The sequence below is a fragment of the Caballeronia sp. INML3B genome (assembly GCF_023631305.1).
Classification (GTDB): domain Bacteria; phylum Pseudomonadota; class Gammaproteobacteria; order Burkholderiales; family Burkholderiaceae; genus Caballeronia; species Caballeronia turbans.
Window position 1 is genome coordinate 349,584 of the sequence record NZ_JALQDI010000001.1, and the last position, 17,521, is coordinate 367,104.

Below are 17,521 nucleotides of genomic sequence, written 5' to 3' on the forward strand. Positions count from 1 at the left end.
TACACGGGCCGTACGTTCGTGCAGTGCGGAAAACCCGGCCAAAATCCTTGCAGTTCGGGCGATTGCGCGTGCTTCACTGCAAAAAAATCGCCTTCCATAAGGATTTACCCTTATGTGTGCGTGCTGTGCTCAAATATGTTGTCAAAAAGCAAAAATTTTCCGCATAGGAATTGCCTCAATGTGCGGATTTGGCCACGACCTTCCGTTTGGTCTTGGGTTTTCCTCGCGAAAGGCAACTCGCGGCGTGATCGTTGACCATGCCCGTGGCCTGCATGAAGGCGTAGCAAATGGTCGTGCCGACGAACTTACACCCGTACTTCTTGAGCGCCTTGCTCAATGCATCCGATTCAGGCGTGGACGCGGGCGTGGGGTTCGCGGCATCGCGCGGCGTGTCGATGGTTTTGCCGTCGACGAATGACCAGACGAAGTCTGCAAACGAGCCGTGTTCCTGCTGGATCTGTTGCACGGCCCGCGCATTGAGCACCGCCGATTCGATCTTCGCCCGGTTACGCACGACCCGCGCATCCTGCACGATCCGCTCGATGTCCTTCTCGGTGAAGCGCGCCACCTTGTCGATGTCGAACGCCGCGAAGAGCGCCCGATAACCTTCGCGCTTGTTGAGGATCGTCGACCAGGAAAGGCCGGCTTGCGCGCCTTCCAGCACGAGCATTTCGAACAGATGCTGATCGTCGCGCGAGGGCACGCCCCATTCGTCGTCGTGGTACTGGATCATCGCGTCGGTCGTGGCCCAGGCGCAGCGGATGTGATCGGTGTCTGCCATTGCGAGTCCTCGTCATTATTCTGGATCGCGCCAGCATAGCCGAACGTTCGCGCCGCGCCATCTATGCCATTCGGCCGATTGGCGCGCGCCGTGGCCACCGGTAAGCTTGCGCGCATGACTACATCTTCGACATCGGAATTCAAAGGCTTCCTGCTCGGCATCGACGGCGGCGGAAGCGGAACGCGCGTGGTCCTCGCAGACGCGCAAGGCACCGAACTCGCCCGCGCGAGCGGCGGGCCTTCGGGTCTCGGGCTTGGGGTCGAACGCGCCTGGCAATCCATCGGCGATGCGTGCCGGCGCGCGTTCGACGCCGCGGCGCTGCCCTTCGACTGGCGCAACTGCGTGCTCGGCTGCGGACTCGCGGGTGTGAACAACGCGGACTGGCTCGCGGCGTTTCATGCGTGCGCGCCGGACGTGCGCGCGCTGAGCGTCGAAAGCGACGCCTACACGACCGTGCTCGGCGCGCACGGCGGCAAATCCGGCGTGATCGTCGCGCTCGGCACGGGCAGCATCGCGGCGTCGCTGGACGAGGCGGGCGTTTGCCGCATCGCGGGCGGCTACGGCTTCCCGAGCGGCGATGAAGCCAGCGGCGCGTGGCTTGGTTTGCGCGCGGTCGTTCATCTTCAGCGCGTGCTCGATGGACGCGCGGCGGAAGACGAATGGTCGCGTGCGCTGCTCGCGCGCACCGGCGCGACGGATCGCGACAGTCTCGTCGTGTGGCTCTGCGCCGCGAACCAGACCGCCTACGCGACGCTCGCGCCGACCGTGTTCGAGTTCCACGATCATCCGGTCGCGGCGCGGCTGCTCAAACGCGCGGCACTCGAAATAGAGCGTCTGGTCTCGGCGCTGGATAAGTCGGGCGCGTTGCCAGTCGCGTTGTGCGGCGGACTCGCCGTGCCGTACGAGCCGTTCGTGCCGGCCGCGTTGCGGGAACGGGTACGAGCGCCGCGCGCGGATTCGGCGGCGGGCGCGCTCGAACTGGCGCGGCGCGCGGCGTCCGCATTCGGGGCTGCCGGCAGACCGGCGCGATAAAATACTGAGCTTTGCGGCACCACAAAGGCAGTCATGTACTCGGTCATCGCTACTGATCTCGACGGTACGCTTCTCAACAGCGACCATCAGCTGGACCCCTTCACCGCTGAAACCGTGCGCACGCTGGCGGCGCGCGGTGTGCCCATCATCATCGCGACGGGCCGGCACTACCGCGACGTCGCAGGCATTCGCGATCTGCTCGGCGTCGACGCCTATCTGATCACGTCGAACGGTGCGCGCGTGCATGCGCCCGGCGACGAACGCATCTACTCGCGCGACCTCGATCCCGCCGCCGTGCGCCGACTCGTGCAGCCGGATCTCGCGGGCGCGCATGGGCGCGTCATCGTCAATCTGTTCGCCGACGACGCCTGGCTCATCGACCGCCACGCGCCCGAACTGCTGGTCTTTCACCAGGATTCAGGCTTCAAGTACGAGGTGATGGATCTGCGCGAGCATGATGGCGAGAACATCGCGAAAGTGCTGTATATCGGCGATCCGGCCGATCTGAAGGAAATCGCCGCGAATCTCGAGCGCGAATTCGGCGACTCGCTCTACGTCACGTATTCGCTGCCGGATTGCCTCGAAGTGATGACGTCGGACGTATCAAAAGGACGGGCGCTGCGTTTCGTGCTGGAGCGGCTCGATGTCGATACCGCGCAGTGCGTCGCGTTCGGCGACAACATGAACGATATCGACCTGCTCGAAACTGCCGGGCATCCGTTCATGATGAACAACGCGAACCCCGATCTCATCAAGCGGCTGCCGAACGTGCCGCGCGTCGGGAACAACTTCGAGGCCGGCGTCGCGCACCATTTGCGCAAGCTGTTCAGTATCCGCGACGAGCTGGCGTCGCCGGGACAGACGCCCGACTGAGCGTCCGTGGCGCCGGGCCGCCGGGTTCGCCGGCGGCGCTTTGCGCTTATCCGCGGTGGCCCCAGTTGTTGCCGTAGCCGCGGTGGTTCCAGCCGGCGCGGTCATAGCGGCCATAGTCGTGGTCGTAGCCACGGTGCCAGCGCGGCGCTTCATGGCGATAGTACGGCGCGCCATACGCCGGCACCGCAGGACGCACGTACACCGGAGCCGGCGTCACGTAAGCCGGCGCGCCGAGCGAAACGCCGATGTGCAGATCGCCATGAGCCTGAGCCGCTCCCACAGCACCGATTGCAAGGCCGGTCGCGACGAGCATTTGGGTGACCATGCGCTTCATTGTCTTTCTCCTTTAAGGCGACGTGTGTCGCATGAGCTCAATGTAAGCGCCCGCCGTCTTACATGCTTCGAGGACTTGTTACGGTGTGCAAGGGCGGCGTAAGGGACGCGGGAAGTGGACTTGATCGGGCGATATCGCTGAACGCCTTACCGGGCGGCGCTTTCGCGTCATCCTGTTTCGTGGCGAAAAGGGCGCCGAGACAATTCATAAGCAGGCTGCGTAATTCGGCATTACATTTGTCGCGCCCGTTTAATCATTCGAAGGCGCGCCGTGGCGCAAAAACAAAAACGGGCGCCTGTCGCGCCCGTTTTCCTTTACTGCTGATTTTTCCGCCGACGCTTATTTCTGGCGCGTCAGAGCCGGATAAAGCACGCCCGCGAGAATGGCACCGACGATCGGCGCGATCCAGAACAGCCACAGTTGGTCGAGCGCCCAGCCGCCGACGAAGAACGCCTGGCTCGACGAGCGCGCCGGATTCACCGACGTATTGGTGACCGGAATCGAAATCAGGTGAATGAGCGTCAGGCACAGGCCGATCGCGAGCGGCGCGAAGCCTTTCGGCGCGCGGTCGTCGGTGGCGCCGAGGATCACGAACAGGAAGAAGAACGTCATCGCGACTTCGCAGACCAGCGCCGCCGCCATCGAGAAATGACCCGGAGAGTGTTCGCCGAAGCCATTCGCGGCGAATCCGCTCGACGCGAATTCGAAGTTCGGGTTGCCCGTGGCGATCAGGTAGATGACCCATGCGCCGAGCGTCGCGCCGATCACTTGCGCGGCGATGTACGGCACGAGATCGCGCACCGGGAAGCGGCCAGCCGTCGCGAGACCGATGCTCACAGCCGGATTCAGGTGGCAACCGGAAACGTGACCGATGGCGTAGGCCATCGTGAGCACCGTGAGACCGAATGCCAGCGAAACGCCGGCGAAACCGATGCCGAGTTGAGGAAAGGCAGCGGCGAGCACGGCGCTTCCGCAGCCGCCCAGCACGAGCCAGAAAGTACCGAAAACTTCAGCGCCGAGACGCTTCGACAAATGCATGATTCTGCCTTCGTGAAAGAATGAAAAGCCGTTGATTTAAAACAAGAACGCGTGGCGCGCTTGCGCAGCGGAGTTTAAGCGCGGAGTCTTTTGCGAACTGTCAAAAATGGTCGATCGGCTCTCGATTCACGGGCATCGGACTGGACTTCGGATTCTTCCTTATGGGCGGGGAAAGCGCGGCGCCCGAAGGGCGCGTGCATAAAAAAATGCCGCCCGGCAGCGGGCGGCATTCGATGCGATTTTGACAAACAGGCGGCGGTATCAGCCGACTGCAACCTGACGCAGCACCGGGCGCTTCGCGGCCTGGAGCATCGCGGTATAGCTCTCGACGTAGTTCTGCGCCATCGTGTGCGCGCTGAATCGGCGTTCGAACTGCGCGCGGATTTCGGTGCGCGACAGCTCATCGAGACGTTGCAGCGCGCCGACTGCGCCCGGCACGTCTTCGCAGATAAAGCCCGTCACGCCGTGATCGATCACTTCAGGCACCGAGCCACGGTTGAACGCGATCACCGGCGTACCGCAGGCCATCGCCTCGATCATCACCAGACCGAACGGCTCGTTCCAGTCGATCGGGAAGAGCAGCGCCTTCGCGCCCGACAGGAATTCCGGCTTCTGCGCCTCGGTGATCTCGCCGATGAACTCGACATGCGCCTGCGAGAGCAGCGGCTCGATCGTCGACTTGAAGTATTCCTGGTCGGCCTTGTCCACCTTGGCGGCGATCTTCAGCGGCAGACCGCTCTGTGCCGCGATCCTGATCGCCAGATCGGCGCGCTTCTCCGGGCAGATGCGGCCCAGGAAGGCGAGATATTCCGGCTTCTTGTGCGGCTGCGGCGTCAGCAGTTCGTTCGGCAGACCGTGATAAACCGTGTTCAGCCAGTTCGCCTGCGGCAGCGGGCTGCGCTGGTTATCCGAGATCGAAATGACGTTCGCCTTGGTGAACGTGTTGAAGATCGGCTGCAGTTCCGGCAGGTCGAGGCGGCCGTGCAGCGTCGTCACGAACGGCGTGTCCATCTGCGTGAACAGCGGGAACGGCATGTAGTCGAGGTGAAAGTGCAGCACGTCGAACTCGTGGGCGCGCTGGCGGACGGTTTCGAGCAACAGCATGTGCGGCGCGAGCGCGTCGCGCACGGTCGGGTCGAGACGCAACGCACGCGGCCACACCGCGTCGAGCGTCGCCTTGGTTTGGGAATCGCCGCTTGCGAACAAGGTTACATCGTGGCCGAGCTCGACGAGCGCATCGGTCAGATAAGACACGACGCGTTCAGTGCCGCCGTAAAACTTCGGAGGTACTGCTTCGTGCAACGGTGCAATTTGTGCGATTCGCATAACGTGACTCTCCATGTAGGTAAGGCATTGCAGTCACGCTCCGGTCGAGCGCTCAACACATGCCATTCGGGCGGGCTGCGTGATGGTGTAGACGCCGCCCGAGATCGGCCCGGAGCTGAAAACCATCGCGACCGGGTTATCCCTTACTGCCCATTATCGGTATCGAGAGCGGCATTTCACGTCATTTTTCAATCGCTTATCGTTGTTACAGCGCGAAACATGTGCTGTTACGAAGTCAAAAATTGCACCGAAAAAGACGTTGTCGACGGATTTGAAGCGTGAAACACACCGCAGGTTTTAGGAAGCAATTCCCGTTCCCGAGCGGAGGACGTTGCTCGTATTGTCTCTCCGGCACGCCCGGCCTCGATAAAACGAAATTACGGCATTAAGTCAGACGAATAAATGCCGATATTCCTGTCTGCCGATCGGCAATCGGCGGGCTCGGCGTGTAAGAAATATTCCTACATGAAAGTTCGCGAAACTCCGTCTTCTCGTCGGAAGGTTTGTCCGACAGGCGCGGCCGCGAGCATCGGCGACAATCGAAGCGAAACCAGACAACGTGCGCGGGGCCGCATTCGCTGTCCTTTGCGAATTCGAGCAAACGTTCCCGCCGGGCCTGACCAGCCAAAGTATCGATTCGGGGAAAACATGACGATCAGCAATACGAGTACGCTCGCGGAAATCCGCGAGGTGAATCTGTCGTACTTGCTCCTCGCACAGCGGCTCCTTCAGGAAGACCGCGTTTCGGCGATGTATCGCCTCGGGCTTTCCGAGCAGGTCGCGCAAGTGCTGACCTCACTCACGCTCGCCCAGGCGGTGAAAGTCGCGTCGTCGAGCCATTTGCTGTGCCGCTTTCGTTTCGACGACCACACGCTTCTCTCATCGCTTGCCGACAAGGAGAAGAGCGCTGCGCTCGCGCACGCCCATGCAGCGATCCTGCTGGCCGACGGTCCCGTCGAGCAGATCGCCTGAATCGCCCGCGAAAACAGATGGCGACGAAAAGCGTGGTCGGGGAAGTCCGCGAAATCACCCTGGCGATCGAGTTGATTGAGCTGGGCGCGCGGCTGCAACTGCTCGAAGCGGAAACGAGCCTGTCGCGCGACCGTCTCATCAAGCTCTACAAGGAGCTCAAGGGCGCGTCGCCGCCCAAGGGCATGCTGCCGTTCTCGACGGACTGGTTCATGACCTGGCAGCCGAACATTCATTCGTCGCTGTTTCACGGCATCTACCGGTTCATCGACCAGCACGGCGGCGCCGGAGGCACGCAGAGCACCATCCAGGCGATCGTGAAAAGCTACCGCCTCTATCTGGAGCATGCCGCGCTTTATGGCGACGAGCCCGTGCTGTCGCTCACGCGCGCGTGGACACTCGTGCGCTACTTCGAATCCGGGATGTTGCAGACGAACGCCTGCACGCGCTGCGGCGGGCGCTTCGTCGCGCACGCTTATGATCTGCGCACGGGTTATGTCTGCGGTCTGTGCCAGCCGCCGTCGCGCGCGGGCAAGACGCGCAAGGCGGTTGCATCCTCCGGCGCTCAGGCGTCTGCGCCGCGCATCGCGGCCTGAAGCCGCTTGCAGCGCAGCCCCGCTTCCACGCGGGGTTTACCGTTTGCCGTCCCCGCCGATTTGCCCCCAAAGTTTTTCAGTCGAGTGCCGTAAACCACTTAACGGCGGTCTTACCGCATCAAAACGTGAGGACTCGACTGTGCTGATTTTCGTTGGATCGCTCGTGACATTGCTGTCCGTCTTTGGCGGTTACGCGCTCGAAGGCGGGCACCTTGGCGCGCTCATGCAGCCGGTCGAGATTCTGATGATCGGGGGCGCGGGCGTCGGCGCGTTCATCCTCGGCAATAACGTCAAGACCATCAAGGCGACCATTCAGGTCCTCCCGACGCTCTTCAAGGGCGCGAAGTACGACAAGAACATGTACATGGAGCTGATGGGCCTGCTCTACGTGCTGCTGGCGAAGGCGCGCAAGGAAGGCACGCTCGCGCTCGAGGCGGATATCGAAGATCCGTCGAAGAGCCCGGTCTTCAGCCAGTACCCCAGGATTCTCAACGATCACCACATCGTCGAATTTCTGACGGATTATCTGCGCCTCATGGTCAGCGGCAACATGAACGCGTTCGAGATCGAAAGCCTGATGGACGAGGAGATCGAGACGCATCACGTCGAGGGCGAGGCGCCCGCGCACGCGCTGACGAAGGTCGGCGACGCGATGCCCGCGTTCGGCATCGTCGCGGCGGTGATGGGCGTCGTGCACACGATGGCCTCCGCCGACCAGCCGCCCGCGATTCTCGGCGAGATGATCGCGCAGGCGCTCGTCGGCACCTTTCTCGGCATTCTTCTTTCCTACGGTTTCATCGGACCGCTCGCGAACGTCGCGGAGCAGCGCGTCGCGGAGCAGACCAAGATGTTTCAGTGCATCAAGGTGACGATCCTCGCGAGCCTGAACGGTTACGCGCCCGCGATCGCGGTGGAGTTCGGCCGCAAGGTGCTGTTCTCGACGGAACGTCCGTCGTTCTCCGAGCTGGAAGAACACGTGCGCCGGGTCAAGTCGAAGTGACCGGAGCACAGCGATGAGCAACGACAGCGAACGCCCCATCTTCATCAAGCGCGTGGTCGCCGGCAAGAAGGGTCATCACGGCGGCGCGTGGAAGCTCGCGTACGCGGACTTCATGACCGCGATGATGGCGTTCTTCCTGCTGATGTGGCTGCTTTCGTCGACATCGCCGGTGCAGCGGCGCGGCATCGCCGAGTACTTCAACATGCCGCTCAAGGCCGCGATGGTCGGCGGCAAGAGCGTCGGCATGGACAACAGCATCATCACCGGCGGCGGGCGCGACATCTCCAGCAACGAAGCGGGTTCGGCGCGCAGGTCCGATGGCAGCACGCAACTCGCGCAGCGCGCCTCGTCCGACACCGACGAGCAACTGCTCAAGGCCGCGCAAGGCGAACTGGAGCGACGCGAGCAGGTGCGCCTGCACGATCTTCAGGTGAAGCTGATGGCGGCGATCGAGGCCAATCCGACGCTGCACCAGTTCAAGCAGCAAATCCGCATCGAGTCGACGCAACAGGGCTTGCGCATCGAAATCGTCGATACCCAGAAACGCCCGATGTTCGCGCTCTCCAGCGACGCCGTGCAGCCCTATATGCGCGACATCCTGCGCGAGATCGGCAGAACGCTGAACGACGTGCCGAACCACATCGTCGTGCAGGGACACACCGACGCCGTGAAGTACGCGGGCGGCGAAAAGGGCTACAGCAACTGGGAACTGTCGGCGGACCGCGCGAACGCGTCGCGGCGAGAGCTGGTCGCGGGCGGCATGGACGAAGCGAAAGTCATGCGCGTGCTCGGACTCGCCTCCACGCAGAACCTGAACAAGAAAGATCCGCTCGACCCGGAGAACCGGCGCATCAGCGTCATCGTGCTCAATCGCAAGACTGAAATGTCGATGCTGCGCGACGACGGCTCCCCGGGCGCCACGCTCGACAACGGCACGGATGCGCAAGGCAAGCCATCGGCCTCGTTCGGCTTCATCGGCGGTAGCGCGGCCAGGCCTGCGGCGCGGTGAGCAAATTCCCCGAAAAACAGGCTCAAGACTCGGCACGTTTCGACCGTCATCACGGCAAGAGACAAACATGATCAAAAACATTCTGGCAATCGACGATTCAGCCGCGATGCGGCAAATCCTCTCGGCGACGCTGGCGACGGCGGGTTACGAAGTGACCGTCGCGTCGGACGGCGACGAAGGGCTGGAGTGGGCGCTCGCGGAGCACTTCGATCTCGTCCTGACCGACCAGCACATGCCGGGCAGAAGCGGGCTCGATCTGATCGTGGCGCTGCGCGCGAACCGCGCCTACCGGGCGACGCCGATTCTGGTCCTCACGACCGAAGGCGGTGAGCCGTTCAAGGACGCGGCGCGCTCGGCGGGCGCGACGGGCTGGATCGAGAAACCGCTCGATCCGGACCTGCTGACCGAACTGGTTGCCGCGCTCTCTGAAGACACGCAGCACTGAACTGAACTGAAGCGAAAGCCAAAGACAACCCGCGCACGAACGCGCCGATGGTGACTCAAGCATGACACTCGACATTACCCAGTTCTATCAAACCTTCTTCGACGAAGCGGATGAACTGCTCGCGCAGATGGAGCAACTGCTGCTCGTTCTGGACATCGCGAATCCGGACCCGGAAGACCTCGCGGCGATCTTTCGCGCGGCGCATTCGATCAAGGGCGGCGCGGCGACATTCGGCTTCACCGCGCTCACCGAAACGACGCACATCCTCGAATCGCTGCTGGACCGGGCGCGTAACAACGAGCTCGTCCTGCGCCGCGACATGATCGACACGTTCCTCGCGACGAAGGACGTGCTCTCGGATCAGCTTGCCGCTTATCGCGCGAGCGCGGAGCCGGATGCGGCCGCGGCCGCGGCGATCTGCGCAAAGCTGGAACGCCTGAAGAACGAGCACGCCGAAGGCGGCCAGGCGAGCCAGATCGAGCCGCCCGCGCTGCCGGGCAGGGAGAACGAAGCGGCAAGCAAAGCGGCGACCATGAACGCCGCGCCCGCCTACGAAGGCCCGAACGCGCCGCCCGTGCATGTGATCGCGCAGGCGACGGACGCGATCGAGGACGACGGCAACTGGGACGGCGCGTTCGAGCTGACCGATGGGAACACGAATGCAGGAGCCGCTGCCGGCACGCCGGCGGCGGAAGCAGGACCCCACCTGAAAATTACGCTACGGGGGGTGGGCGAGAAGGACCTGGCGACTCTGATCGAGGAGCTGGGGAATCTGGGAAGCATCGTCGGAGACAAGAAGACGGACGCCGAGTACGTGGTTTGGCTCGACTCGGACGTCCCGGCCGACGATATCGTCGCCGTGTGCTGCTTCGTGATCGACGAAACGCAGATCACGATCGGCCGTGGCGACGCGGCGGCGCAATCCGCCGAAGCAGCGCCAGCAGTACCGGCAGTGCAACCCACGCTACACGAGGAGCCGAAGCAATCGCGGGCGCACGCAGCGCCCGCATCCGCGGCTGGCAAGGAAGCAGTGAAAGAAGAATCGGCGGCGGCGGCGGGCTTGCAGGTCCCGTCCGCTGCCCAACCGACGAAATCCGCGGCGAGCGACGCCGAGAAGAAAGGGCGCCCGCAGGCCGCCGCATCGGCGGAAGGCAGCTCGATTCGCGTCGGCGTGGAGAAGGTCGATCAGCTCATCAATCTGGTGGGCGAGCTCGTCATCACGCAGGCGATGCTCGCGGAAACCACGAGCACGTTCGATCCCGCCTTGCACGACCGTCTTTTCAACGGCATGGCGCAGCTCGAGCGCAACGCGCGCGACCTGCAAGAGGCCGTCATGTCCATCCGCATGATGCCGATGGATTACGTATTCAGCCGCTTCCCGCGCCTCGTGCGCGACATCGCCGGCAAGCTCGGCAAGGAAGTGGAACTCGTCACGTTCGGTCAGGCGACCGAGCTCGACAAGAGCCTGATCGAGCGCATCATCGATCCGCTCACGCACCTCGTGCGCAACTCGCTCGATCACGGCATCGAGACCGTGGAAGCGCGCCGCGCGGCGGGCAAGTCCACCACCGGCCAGCTCGTGCTGTCGGCGGCGCATCACGGCGGCAACATCGTCATCGAAGTGAGCGACGACGGCGCCGGCCTGCGCCGCGACAAGATTCTCGCGAAGGCGCAGAAGCAGGGCATGCAGGTTTCCGAGTCCATGAGCGACGAAGAAGTCTGGCAACTCATCTTCATGCCGGGCTTCTCGACCGCCGAACAGGTGACCGATATTTCCGGCCGCGGCGTCGGCATGGACGTGGTGAAGCGCAACATCCAGTCGATGGGCGGCCATGTCGAAATCATGTCGCGCCAGGGCGCGGGCACGACGACGAAGATCGTGCTGCCGCTCACGCTCGCGATTCTCGACGGCATGTCGGTGAAGGTCGGCAACGAGATCTTCATTCTGCCGCTGAACTTCGTGATGGAGTCGCTGCAGCCGGTCGCCGAAGACATCTACACGGTCGCGAACGGCGAGCGCGTCGTGCGTGTACGCGGCGAATATCTGCCGCTCGTCGCGCTGCATCGCGTGTTCGACGTCGAAGGCGCGCGCACCGAGCCCACGCAGGGCATCGTCACCATCATGCAGACGGAAGGACGCCGCTTTGCGATGCTGATCGACGAGCTCGTCGGCCAGCAGCAGGTCGTCGTCAAGAACCTCGAAACGAATTACCGCAAGGTGCACGGCATTTCCGCCGCGACCATCCTGGGCGACGGCAGTGTCGCGCTGATCGTCGACGTGGCCGCGCTCAACCGCGAATCGCGCGCACAGCACGGCGCGCACTCTCACTAACACCATCAGACCAACGACAGGCCAAAAGGGAGCTCTCGTGGCAGACATTCAATCGATTCAAAACGCATCGCAGACCGGCACCATGCGTCGCGACGCCCAGCACGCCGAAGCCGCCGGACAGGAATTCCTCGTGTTCACGCTCGGCGCCGAGGAATACGGCATCGACATCCTGAAGGTGCAGGAAATTCGCGGCTACGACAACGTTACACGCATCGCGAATGCGCCCGCGTTCATCAAGGGTGTGATCAACCTGCGCGGCATCATCGTGCCGATCGTCGACATGCGCATCAAGTTCAATCTGGGCCGCGTCGAGTACGACAACCAGACGGTCGTGATCATCCTGAACGTCGCGCATCGCGTGGTCGGCATGGTGGTCGACGGCGTGTCGGACGTGCTCACGCTCACGCAGGAGCAGGTCATGCCCGCGCCCGAATTCGGCGGCACGCTGGCGACGGAATATCTGACCGGTCTCGGCACGGTCGACGGCCGCATGCTGATCCTGATGGACATCGAAAAGCTCATGACGAGCCGCGAGATGGAGTTGATCGACTCCGTCGCCGCATAACGAGCGAAGCGAGAAAGAAGCCATGCTGAAGAAGTTGTCGATCCGCACGACGCTCACGCTCGTTGCCTTGCTGTTCACCGGATGCGCGGCGCTGATCGGCGCGCTCGCGCTCACCGGGCTCAACTCCGCCGGCGCATCGCTTGCGTCGCTCGCGCAGGAAGACCTGGTCGCGATGCGCGCGCTGTCGGAAACGTCGTCGTATTTGTTGCGCTCGCGCATCACGCTCGACCGCGTGCGCTCGCTCACCGAAGCGGGCAGCACGGAAGAAGCGAAGAAGGCGATCGATCGCGGCCAGTATCTGCTCGACAAGAGCAACGAAAACTGGAAGCTCTACCTCGACACGCCGAAGCCGATGCTGCCGAAGGAAACGCTCGACGCGCTCGTGGCTCAACGCGACGCGCTCGTGAAGACCGGCGTGGAGCCGGAATTCGCCGCAATCCGTGCGAACGACATGGCCGCGTATCACGCGATCGCCGACACGAAGATCAGCCCGATGTTCGTCTCGTTCGATCAGGCGGTGACGGCCGCGGTGGCGTCGCATCAGGAGCACGCGGAGCGTTCGCGCACGAGCACGGCTTCGCATATCGCGGCGCTCAACATGGCGATCGGCGCGGTGCTCGTGCTCGCGGTGCTGATGCTGATCGGCACCCGCATGGCGCTCTCGAGCCTCATCGTCAAGCCGATCAACGATGCCGTCGATCACTTCGACCGCATCTCGCGCGGCGATCTCACGCAGTCCGCGCACACCGACCGGACCAACGAAATCGGCCGCCTGTTCGCGGGCATCGAACGCATGCGCGGCAACCTGACCGCGATGGTCGGCTCGGTGCATCGCGGCGCGGAATCGATCGATGTCGGCGCGCATGAAATCGCGAGCGGCAACACGGATCTGTCGCAGCGCACGGAGGAGCAGGCGGCGTCACTGCAGGAAACGGCGTCGAGCATGGAAGAGCTGACGAGCACCGTGAAGCAGAACGCCGACAACGCACGCCAGGCAAGCCAGCTCGCGGTGAGCGCATCGGATATCGCGTCGCGGGGCGGCGCGGTCGTGGAGCAGGTCGTCGAGACGATGCACGCGATCGCGTCGAGCTCGAGCAAGGTCGTCGACATCATCGGCGTGATCGAAGGCATCGCGTTCCAGACCAACATTCTCGCGTTGAACGCGGCCGTCGAAGCGGCGCGTGCGGGCGAGGAAGGCCGCGGCTTCGCGGTGGTCGCAGGTGAAGTGCGCTCGCTCGCGCAACGCAGCGCGGCGGCGGCAAAGGAGATCAAGGCACTGATCGGCGATTCGGCCGCGAAGGTCGACAGCGGCACGGAACTCGTCGCGCGCGCCGGCCAGACCATGGGCGAGATCGTGCAGGCGGTGCGCCGCGTGACCGACATCATGGGCGAAATCAGCGCGGCGTCCGAAGAGCAGTCCGACGGCATCGAGCAGGTCAACCGCGCCGTCACGCAGATGGACAGCGTGACGCAGCAGAACGCCGCGCTCGTCGAGCAGGCGGCGGCGGCCGCGGCGTCGCTCGAAGAGCAGACGCGCCAGTTGAAGGACGTGGTCGCGCAATGGCGCCTCGAAAGCGCGGCACCGGTGCGCGCGAGCGCATCGACGGCGGCGGCGCGCATCAAGGCGTCGGCACCGGCGGCGCGCATCGAGCCTTCGGCTGTTCCCGCGCCGACAGTCGAAAAGCGCGTGACGCCCGCAGGAAACGCGAAAGTTGCGCCGGAAGCGGCCGTTATCAAGGAAGCAGGCAAGCCCGCCAGCAAGCCGACGGTCAAGCCCGCCAGCGTCGTGAAGTCCGCACCCGCGCCGCGCGCCAAGGCGACGACCGCCGACGACGGCGACTGGGAAACCTTCTAACCGAATCCGAAACGAACACGGCCATGCAGGCATCGCGCATCAGGATCGAAAGCCGGCGTTTCATCGAAACGCACGGCGCGCGCGAGTCCGCATGGCCACGCGCGAAGAACGCGCCCCATCCGGCGCCGCTAAGGGTGTCAAGGAAGCACGAAACATCATGATGGCAACGCGCAACCCGCGCATCGAGCTGGCCGCCAGTGTGCGCGGTCCGGAAGTCGAGCGCGATTTCGAATTCACGACGGCGGACTTTGCCCGCATCCGCGAGCTGATTCATCGGCGCGCGGGCATCTCGCTGTCGGATCACAAACGCGACATGGCGTACAGCCGCCTCGCGCGCCGACTGCGCGCCTGCGGCATCGACACGTTCAGGCAGTATCTCGATCGCCTCGAAACGAACGACGACAACGTCGAGTGGGAAGCGTTCGTCAATGCGCTCACCACGAACCTCACGGCGTTCTTCCGCGAGTCGCATCACTTTCCGATTCTCGCGGAGTTCGTGAAACGTCGGCAGCAGCCGTTCTCTGTGTGGTGCTCGGCGGCATCGACGGGCGAGGAGCCGTATTCCATCGCGATGACGCTCGTCGAAGCGCTGGGCGAGCACGCGGCGCGCCAGTGCACGGTGTTCGCGAGCGACATCGACAGCCAGGTGCTCGCGAAGGCCGAAGCGGGCGTGTATTCGCTCGATCAGGTGAAGGCGTTGTCCGTCGAGCGGCTCAAGCGTTTCTTCCTGAAGGGCACGGGTTCGCACGCGGGGCTCGTGAAAGTGCGCCCGGAACTGCGCGCGATGGTGAACTTCGGCCGCGTCAATCTGACGGATGCGCGCTACGACGTGAAAGGCCCGTTCGACGCGATCTTCTGCCGCAACGTGATGATCTACTTCGACAAGCCGACGCAAGGGCAAGTGCTTTCGCGCTTCGAACCGCTGATGAAGCCGGGCGCGCTGTTGTTCGCGGGGCATTCGGAGAACTTCACGTATGTATCGCAGGCGTTCAGGCTGCGCGGGCAGACCGTGTACGAGCTGTCGCGCGACCTGAAGCCGACGGCAAAGCCGCAGCGCGCGCTCGCTGGGGAGGCGGCATGAGCGGACTGCCGATCGCGTCGAATCTCTATTTCGACAATCATTTCAAGAAGCCGGGCGTAAAGCTCCTGCCGAACGAGTTCTACATGACGAGCGAGGACATGGTGCTCGTCACCGTGCTCGGGTCGTGCGTGGCGGCGTGCATCAATGACCGCACGGCGGGCATCGGCGGAATGAATCACTTCATGCTGCCCGACGACGGTTCCGACGCGTCGCATGCATCGTCCGATTCGATGCGCTACGGCGCCTACGCGATGGAAGTGCTCATCAACGAGCTCATCAAGCGCGGCGGCCGGCGCGAGCGCTTCGAAGCGAAGGTGTTCGGCGGCGGCGCGGTGCTCGCGGGCATGACGACCATCAATATCGGCGATCGCAATTCGGAGTTCGTGCGGCGCTATCTCGCCCTGGAGAAGATTCGCATCGTCGCCGAGGATTTGCAGGGCATGCATCCGCGCAAGGTCGCGTTCATGCCGCGCTCGGGCCAGGTGATGGTCAAGAAGCTGAAGACTGCGCACGATCCGATCGTGGTCGAACGCGAGCAGGCGCTCGTGCAGCGCACGCCGGAAGAGCGCGCCGAGCGGCTTGCGAAGGCGCGTGCGCGCGTCGAATTGTTTCAGTCGAGCGCGACGGTCGCGAAGCCGCGCGCGGAGTTGTTCACGGCGCAGGGCAAGCCGCGCGCGGAACTGTTCACATCGCGCATGAAGACCGTGGAGGAAGCATGACACTCACCCACGCAACGAATACGAAGGCGCAGGCCGTGCCGACGATCAAGGTGCTGTGCGTCGACGACTCGGCGCTCGTGCGCAGCCTGATGACCGAGATCATCAATTCGCAGCCCGACATGCACGTGTGCGCGACCGCGCCGGACCCGCTCGTCGCGCGCGAGCTGATCAAGCTGCACAACCCGGACGTGCTCACGCTCGATGTCGAAATGCCGCGCATGGACGGCCTCGATTTTCTCGAGAAGCTGATGCGCTTGCGGCCGATGCCGGTCGTGATGGTGTCGTCGCTGACCGAGCGCGGCAACGAAATCACGCTGCGCGCGCTGGAGCTCGGCGCGGTCGATTTCGTCACGAAGCCGAAGGTCGGCATTCGCGACGGCATGCTCGACTACGCCGAAAAGCTCGCGGACAAGATTCGCGCCGCGTCGCGCGCCCGCGTGAAGCAGACCACGCACGCGGCGGGCGCGCCGTCGAACGCGGCTGCGCACAAGCCCGCGCCGCATTTCAACAATCCGCTCGTGTCGACGGAAAAGCTCGTGATCGTCGGGGCTTCGACGGGCGGCACGGAAGCCATCCGCGAAGTGCTCGTGCCGCTGCCGCCCGATGCGCCCGCGGTGCTGATCGCGCAACACATGCCGCCGGGCTTCACGAAGTCGTTCGCGCAGCGCCTGAACGGCCTGTGCCGTATCACCGTGAAGGAAGCGGAGCACGGCGAGCGCGTGCTGCCGGGTCACGCCTATATCGCGCCGGGCCACGCGCATCTGGTGCTCGCGCGAAGCGGGGCGAACTATGTCGCGCATCTGTCGGATGTACCGCCGGTAAACCGGCATCGGCCGTCGGTCGACGTGCTGTTCCGCTCGGCGGCGCAGCACGCGGGCAAGAACGCCATCGGCGTGATCCTGACCGGCATGGGCCGCGACGGCGCCGCCGGTCTGCTCGACATGCAGCAGGCGGGCGCATACACGCTCGCGCAGGACGAAGCGAGCTGCGTGGTGTTCGGCATGCCGCGCGAAGCAATTGCAATGGGCGGCGCAAGCGAAGTCGCGCCGCTCTCTGAAATGAGCCGGCGCGTGATGGCGCGCCTTGCCTCGATGGGCGAACGCGTGCAGCGCGTCTGAACTTTTTGGATTTAAGCGGCGCGGCCGCGTTGAGAACTCAAGGGAGTAAAGATGGACAAGAACATGAAGATCCTCGTCGTCGACGATTTTCCGACGATGCGCCGTATCGTGCGTAACCTGCTCAAGGAACTGGGCTACGGCAACGTCGACGAAGCCGAAGACGGCGCGGCGGGTCTCGCACGCCTGCGCGGCGGCGGCTTCGACTTCGTGATCACCGACTGGAACATGCCGAACCTCGACGGCCTTTCGATGCTGCAGCAGATCCGCGCGGACGCGGCGCTCGCGCATCTGCCGGTGCTGATGGTGACGGCGGAGTCGAAGAAGGAAAACATCATCGCGGCGGCGCAAGCGGGCGCGAACGGTTATGTGGTGAAGCCCTTCACGGCCGCCACGCTCGACGAGAAGCTCACCAAGATTCTCGAGAAGATGGCCAAAGCCGGGAGCTGAT

At 63.9% G+C, this 17,521-nt stretch carries 18 protein-coding genes; 14 read left to right on the forward strand and 4 right to left on the reverse strand.

What is annotated here, in order from left to right; genetic code table 11:
• Window positions 1–175: 175 nt before the first annotated feature.
• A complete protein-coding gene (locus NCS58_RS01600) occupies window positions 176–781 on the reverse strand; it encodes a DNA-3-methyladenine glycosylase I (RefSeq protein WP_250537715.1) in 606 nt (201 codons plus the stop codon).
• 114 nt (window positions 782–895) lie between these two features.
• Between NCS58_RS01600 and NCS58_RS01605 the strand changes: the two genes are divergently transcribed.
• Window positions 896–1,813: a BadF/BadG/BcrA/BcrD ATPase family protein gene (locus NCS58_RS01605; protein WP_250537716.1), complete on the forward strand. Its 918-nt coding sequence runs from the start codon at window positions 896–898 to the stop codon at window positions 1,811–1,813.
• Window positions 1,814–1,846: 33 nt separating this feature from the next.
• The gene (locus tag NCS58_RS01610) at window positions 1,847–2,686 is read left to right on the forward strand and encodes a Cof-type HAD-IIB family hydrolase (RefSeq protein WP_061116794.1); all 840 of its coding nucleotides are present in this window, start codon (window positions 1,847–1,849) and stop codon (window positions 2,684–2,686) included.
• A 46-nt stretch (window positions 2,687–2,732) separates the two neighbouring features.
• Here NCS58_RS01610 and NCS58_RS01615 read toward each other — a convergent pair whose 3' ends face one another.
• The 3 genes from NCS58_RS01615 to NCS58_RS01625 all read right to left on the reverse strand — a co-directional run bounded on the left by NCS58_RS01615 (window position 2,733) and on the right by NCS58_RS01625 (window position 5,384).
• A complete protein-coding gene (locus NCS58_RS01615) occupies window positions 2,733–3,020 on the reverse strand; it encodes a hypothetical protein (RefSeq protein ID WP_250537717.1) in 288 nt (95 codons plus the stop codon).
• Between the two features lie 339 nt (window positions 3,021–3,359).
• Window positions 3,360–4,058 carry an aquaporin Z gene (gene aqpZ / locus NCS58_RS01620; protein WP_061116796.1) on the reverse strand — a complete coding sequence of 233 codons (699 nt, stop codon included), beginning with the start codon at window positions 4,056–4,058 and terminating at the stop codon, window positions 3,360–3,362.
• 261 nt (window positions 4,059–4,319) lie between these two features.
• A complete protein-coding gene (locus NCS58_RS01625) occupies window positions 4,320–5,384 on the reverse strand; it encodes a glycosyltransferase family 4 protein (protein ID WP_061116797.1) in 1,065 nt (354 codons plus the stop codon).
• Between the two features lie 654 nt (window positions 5,385–6,038).
• Between NCS58_RS01625 and flhD the strand changes: the two genes are divergently transcribed.
• The 12 genes from flhD (at window position 6,039) to cheY (ending at window position 17,520) form a co-directional block, all read left to right on the forward strand.
• Window positions 6,039–6,356 carry a flagellar transcriptional regulator FlhD gene (gene flhD / locus NCS58_RS01630; protein ID WP_250476187.1) on the forward strand — a complete coding sequence of 106 codons (318 nt, stop codon included), beginning with the start codon at window positions 6,039–6,041 and terminating at the stop codon, window positions 6,354–6,356.
• A gap of 17 nt (window positions 6,357–6,373) precedes the next feature.
• On the forward strand, window positions 6,374–6,949 hold the full coding sequence (gene flhC / locus NCS58_RS01635; RefSeq protein WP_061116799.1) for a flagellar transcriptional regulator FlhC: 576 nt from the start codon (window positions 6,374–6,376) through the stop codon (window positions 6,947–6,949).
• 139 nt (window positions 6,950–7,088) lie between these two features.
• Window positions 7,089–7,949 carry a flagellar motor stator protein MotA gene (gene motA, locus NCS58_RS01640; RefSeq protein WP_061116800.1) on the forward strand — a complete coding sequence of 287 codons (861 nt, stop codon included), beginning with the start codon at window positions 7,089–7,091 and terminating at the stop codon, window positions 7,947–7,949.
• A 13-nt stretch (window positions 7,950–7,962) separates the two neighbouring features.
• Window positions 7,963–8,958: a flagellar motor protein MotB gene (motB, locus tag NCS58_RS01645; RefSeq protein WP_061116801.1), complete on the forward strand. Its 996-nt coding sequence runs from the start codon at window positions 7,963–7,965 to the stop codon at window positions 8,956–8,958.
• Between the two features lie 67 nt (window positions 8,959–9,025).
• On the forward strand, window positions 9,026–9,403 hold the full coding sequence (locus NCS58_RS01650) for a response regulator (protein WP_061116802.1): 378 nt from the start codon (window positions 9,026–9,028) through the stop codon (window positions 9,401–9,403).
• Window positions 9,404–9,464: 61 nt separating this feature from the next.
• Window positions 9,465–11,735, forward strand: a complete 2,271-nt coding sequence (gene cheA, locus NCS58_RS01655; RefSeq protein WP_250537718.1) for a chemotaxis protein CheA — start codon at window positions 9,465–9,467, stop codon at window positions 11,733–11,735.
• An 82-nt stretch (window positions 11,736–11,817) separates the two neighbouring features.
• Entirely contained in the window at window positions 11,818–12,300 is a 483-nt protein-coding gene (gene cheW, locus NCS58_RS01660) for a chemotaxis protein CheW (protein WP_086960815.1), read from the forward strand.
• A 22-nt stretch (window positions 12,301–12,322) separates the two neighbouring features.
• Window positions 12,323–14,155 (forward strand): methyl-accepting chemotaxis protein, encoded by a 1,833-nt coding sequence (locus NCS58_RS01665; RefSeq protein WP_061116805.1) that lies wholly within the window; start codon window positions 12,323–12,325, stop codon window positions 14,153–14,155.
• 157 nt (window positions 14,156–14,312) lie between these two features.
• Window positions 14,313–15,236 carry a CheR family methyltransferase gene (locus NCS58_RS01670; protein WP_250537719.1) on the forward strand — a complete coding sequence of 308 codons (924 nt, stop codon included), beginning with the start codon at window positions 14,313–14,315 and terminating at the stop codon, window positions 15,234–15,236.
• Complete coding sequence (gene cheD, locus NCS58_RS01675; protein ID WP_250537720.1) at window positions 15,233–15,955, forward strand: chemoreceptor glutamine deamidase CheD; 723 nt, start codon at window positions 15,233–15,235, stop codon at window positions 15,953–15,955. Before NCS58_RS01670 ends, cheD begins: the two co-directional genes overlap by 4 nt.
• Window positions 15,952–17,073 carry a chemotaxis response regulator protein-glutamate methylesterase gene (locus NCS58_RS01680; protein WP_284502079.1) on the forward strand — a complete coding sequence of 374 codons (1,122 nt, stop codon included), beginning with the start codon at window positions 15,952–15,954 and terminating at the stop codon, window positions 17,071–17,073. The genes cheD and NCS58_RS01680 overlap by 4 nt, the downstream gene beginning before the upstream one ends.
• 51 nt (window positions 17,074–17,124) lie before the next feature.
• The gene (gene cheY / locus NCS58_RS01685; protein ID WP_035497920.1) at window positions 17,125–17,520 is read left to right on the forward strand and encodes a chemotaxis response regulator CheY; all 396 of its coding nucleotides are present in this window, start codon (window positions 17,125–17,127) and stop codon (window positions 17,518–17,520) included.
• Window position 17,521: the final 1 nt, after the last annotated feature.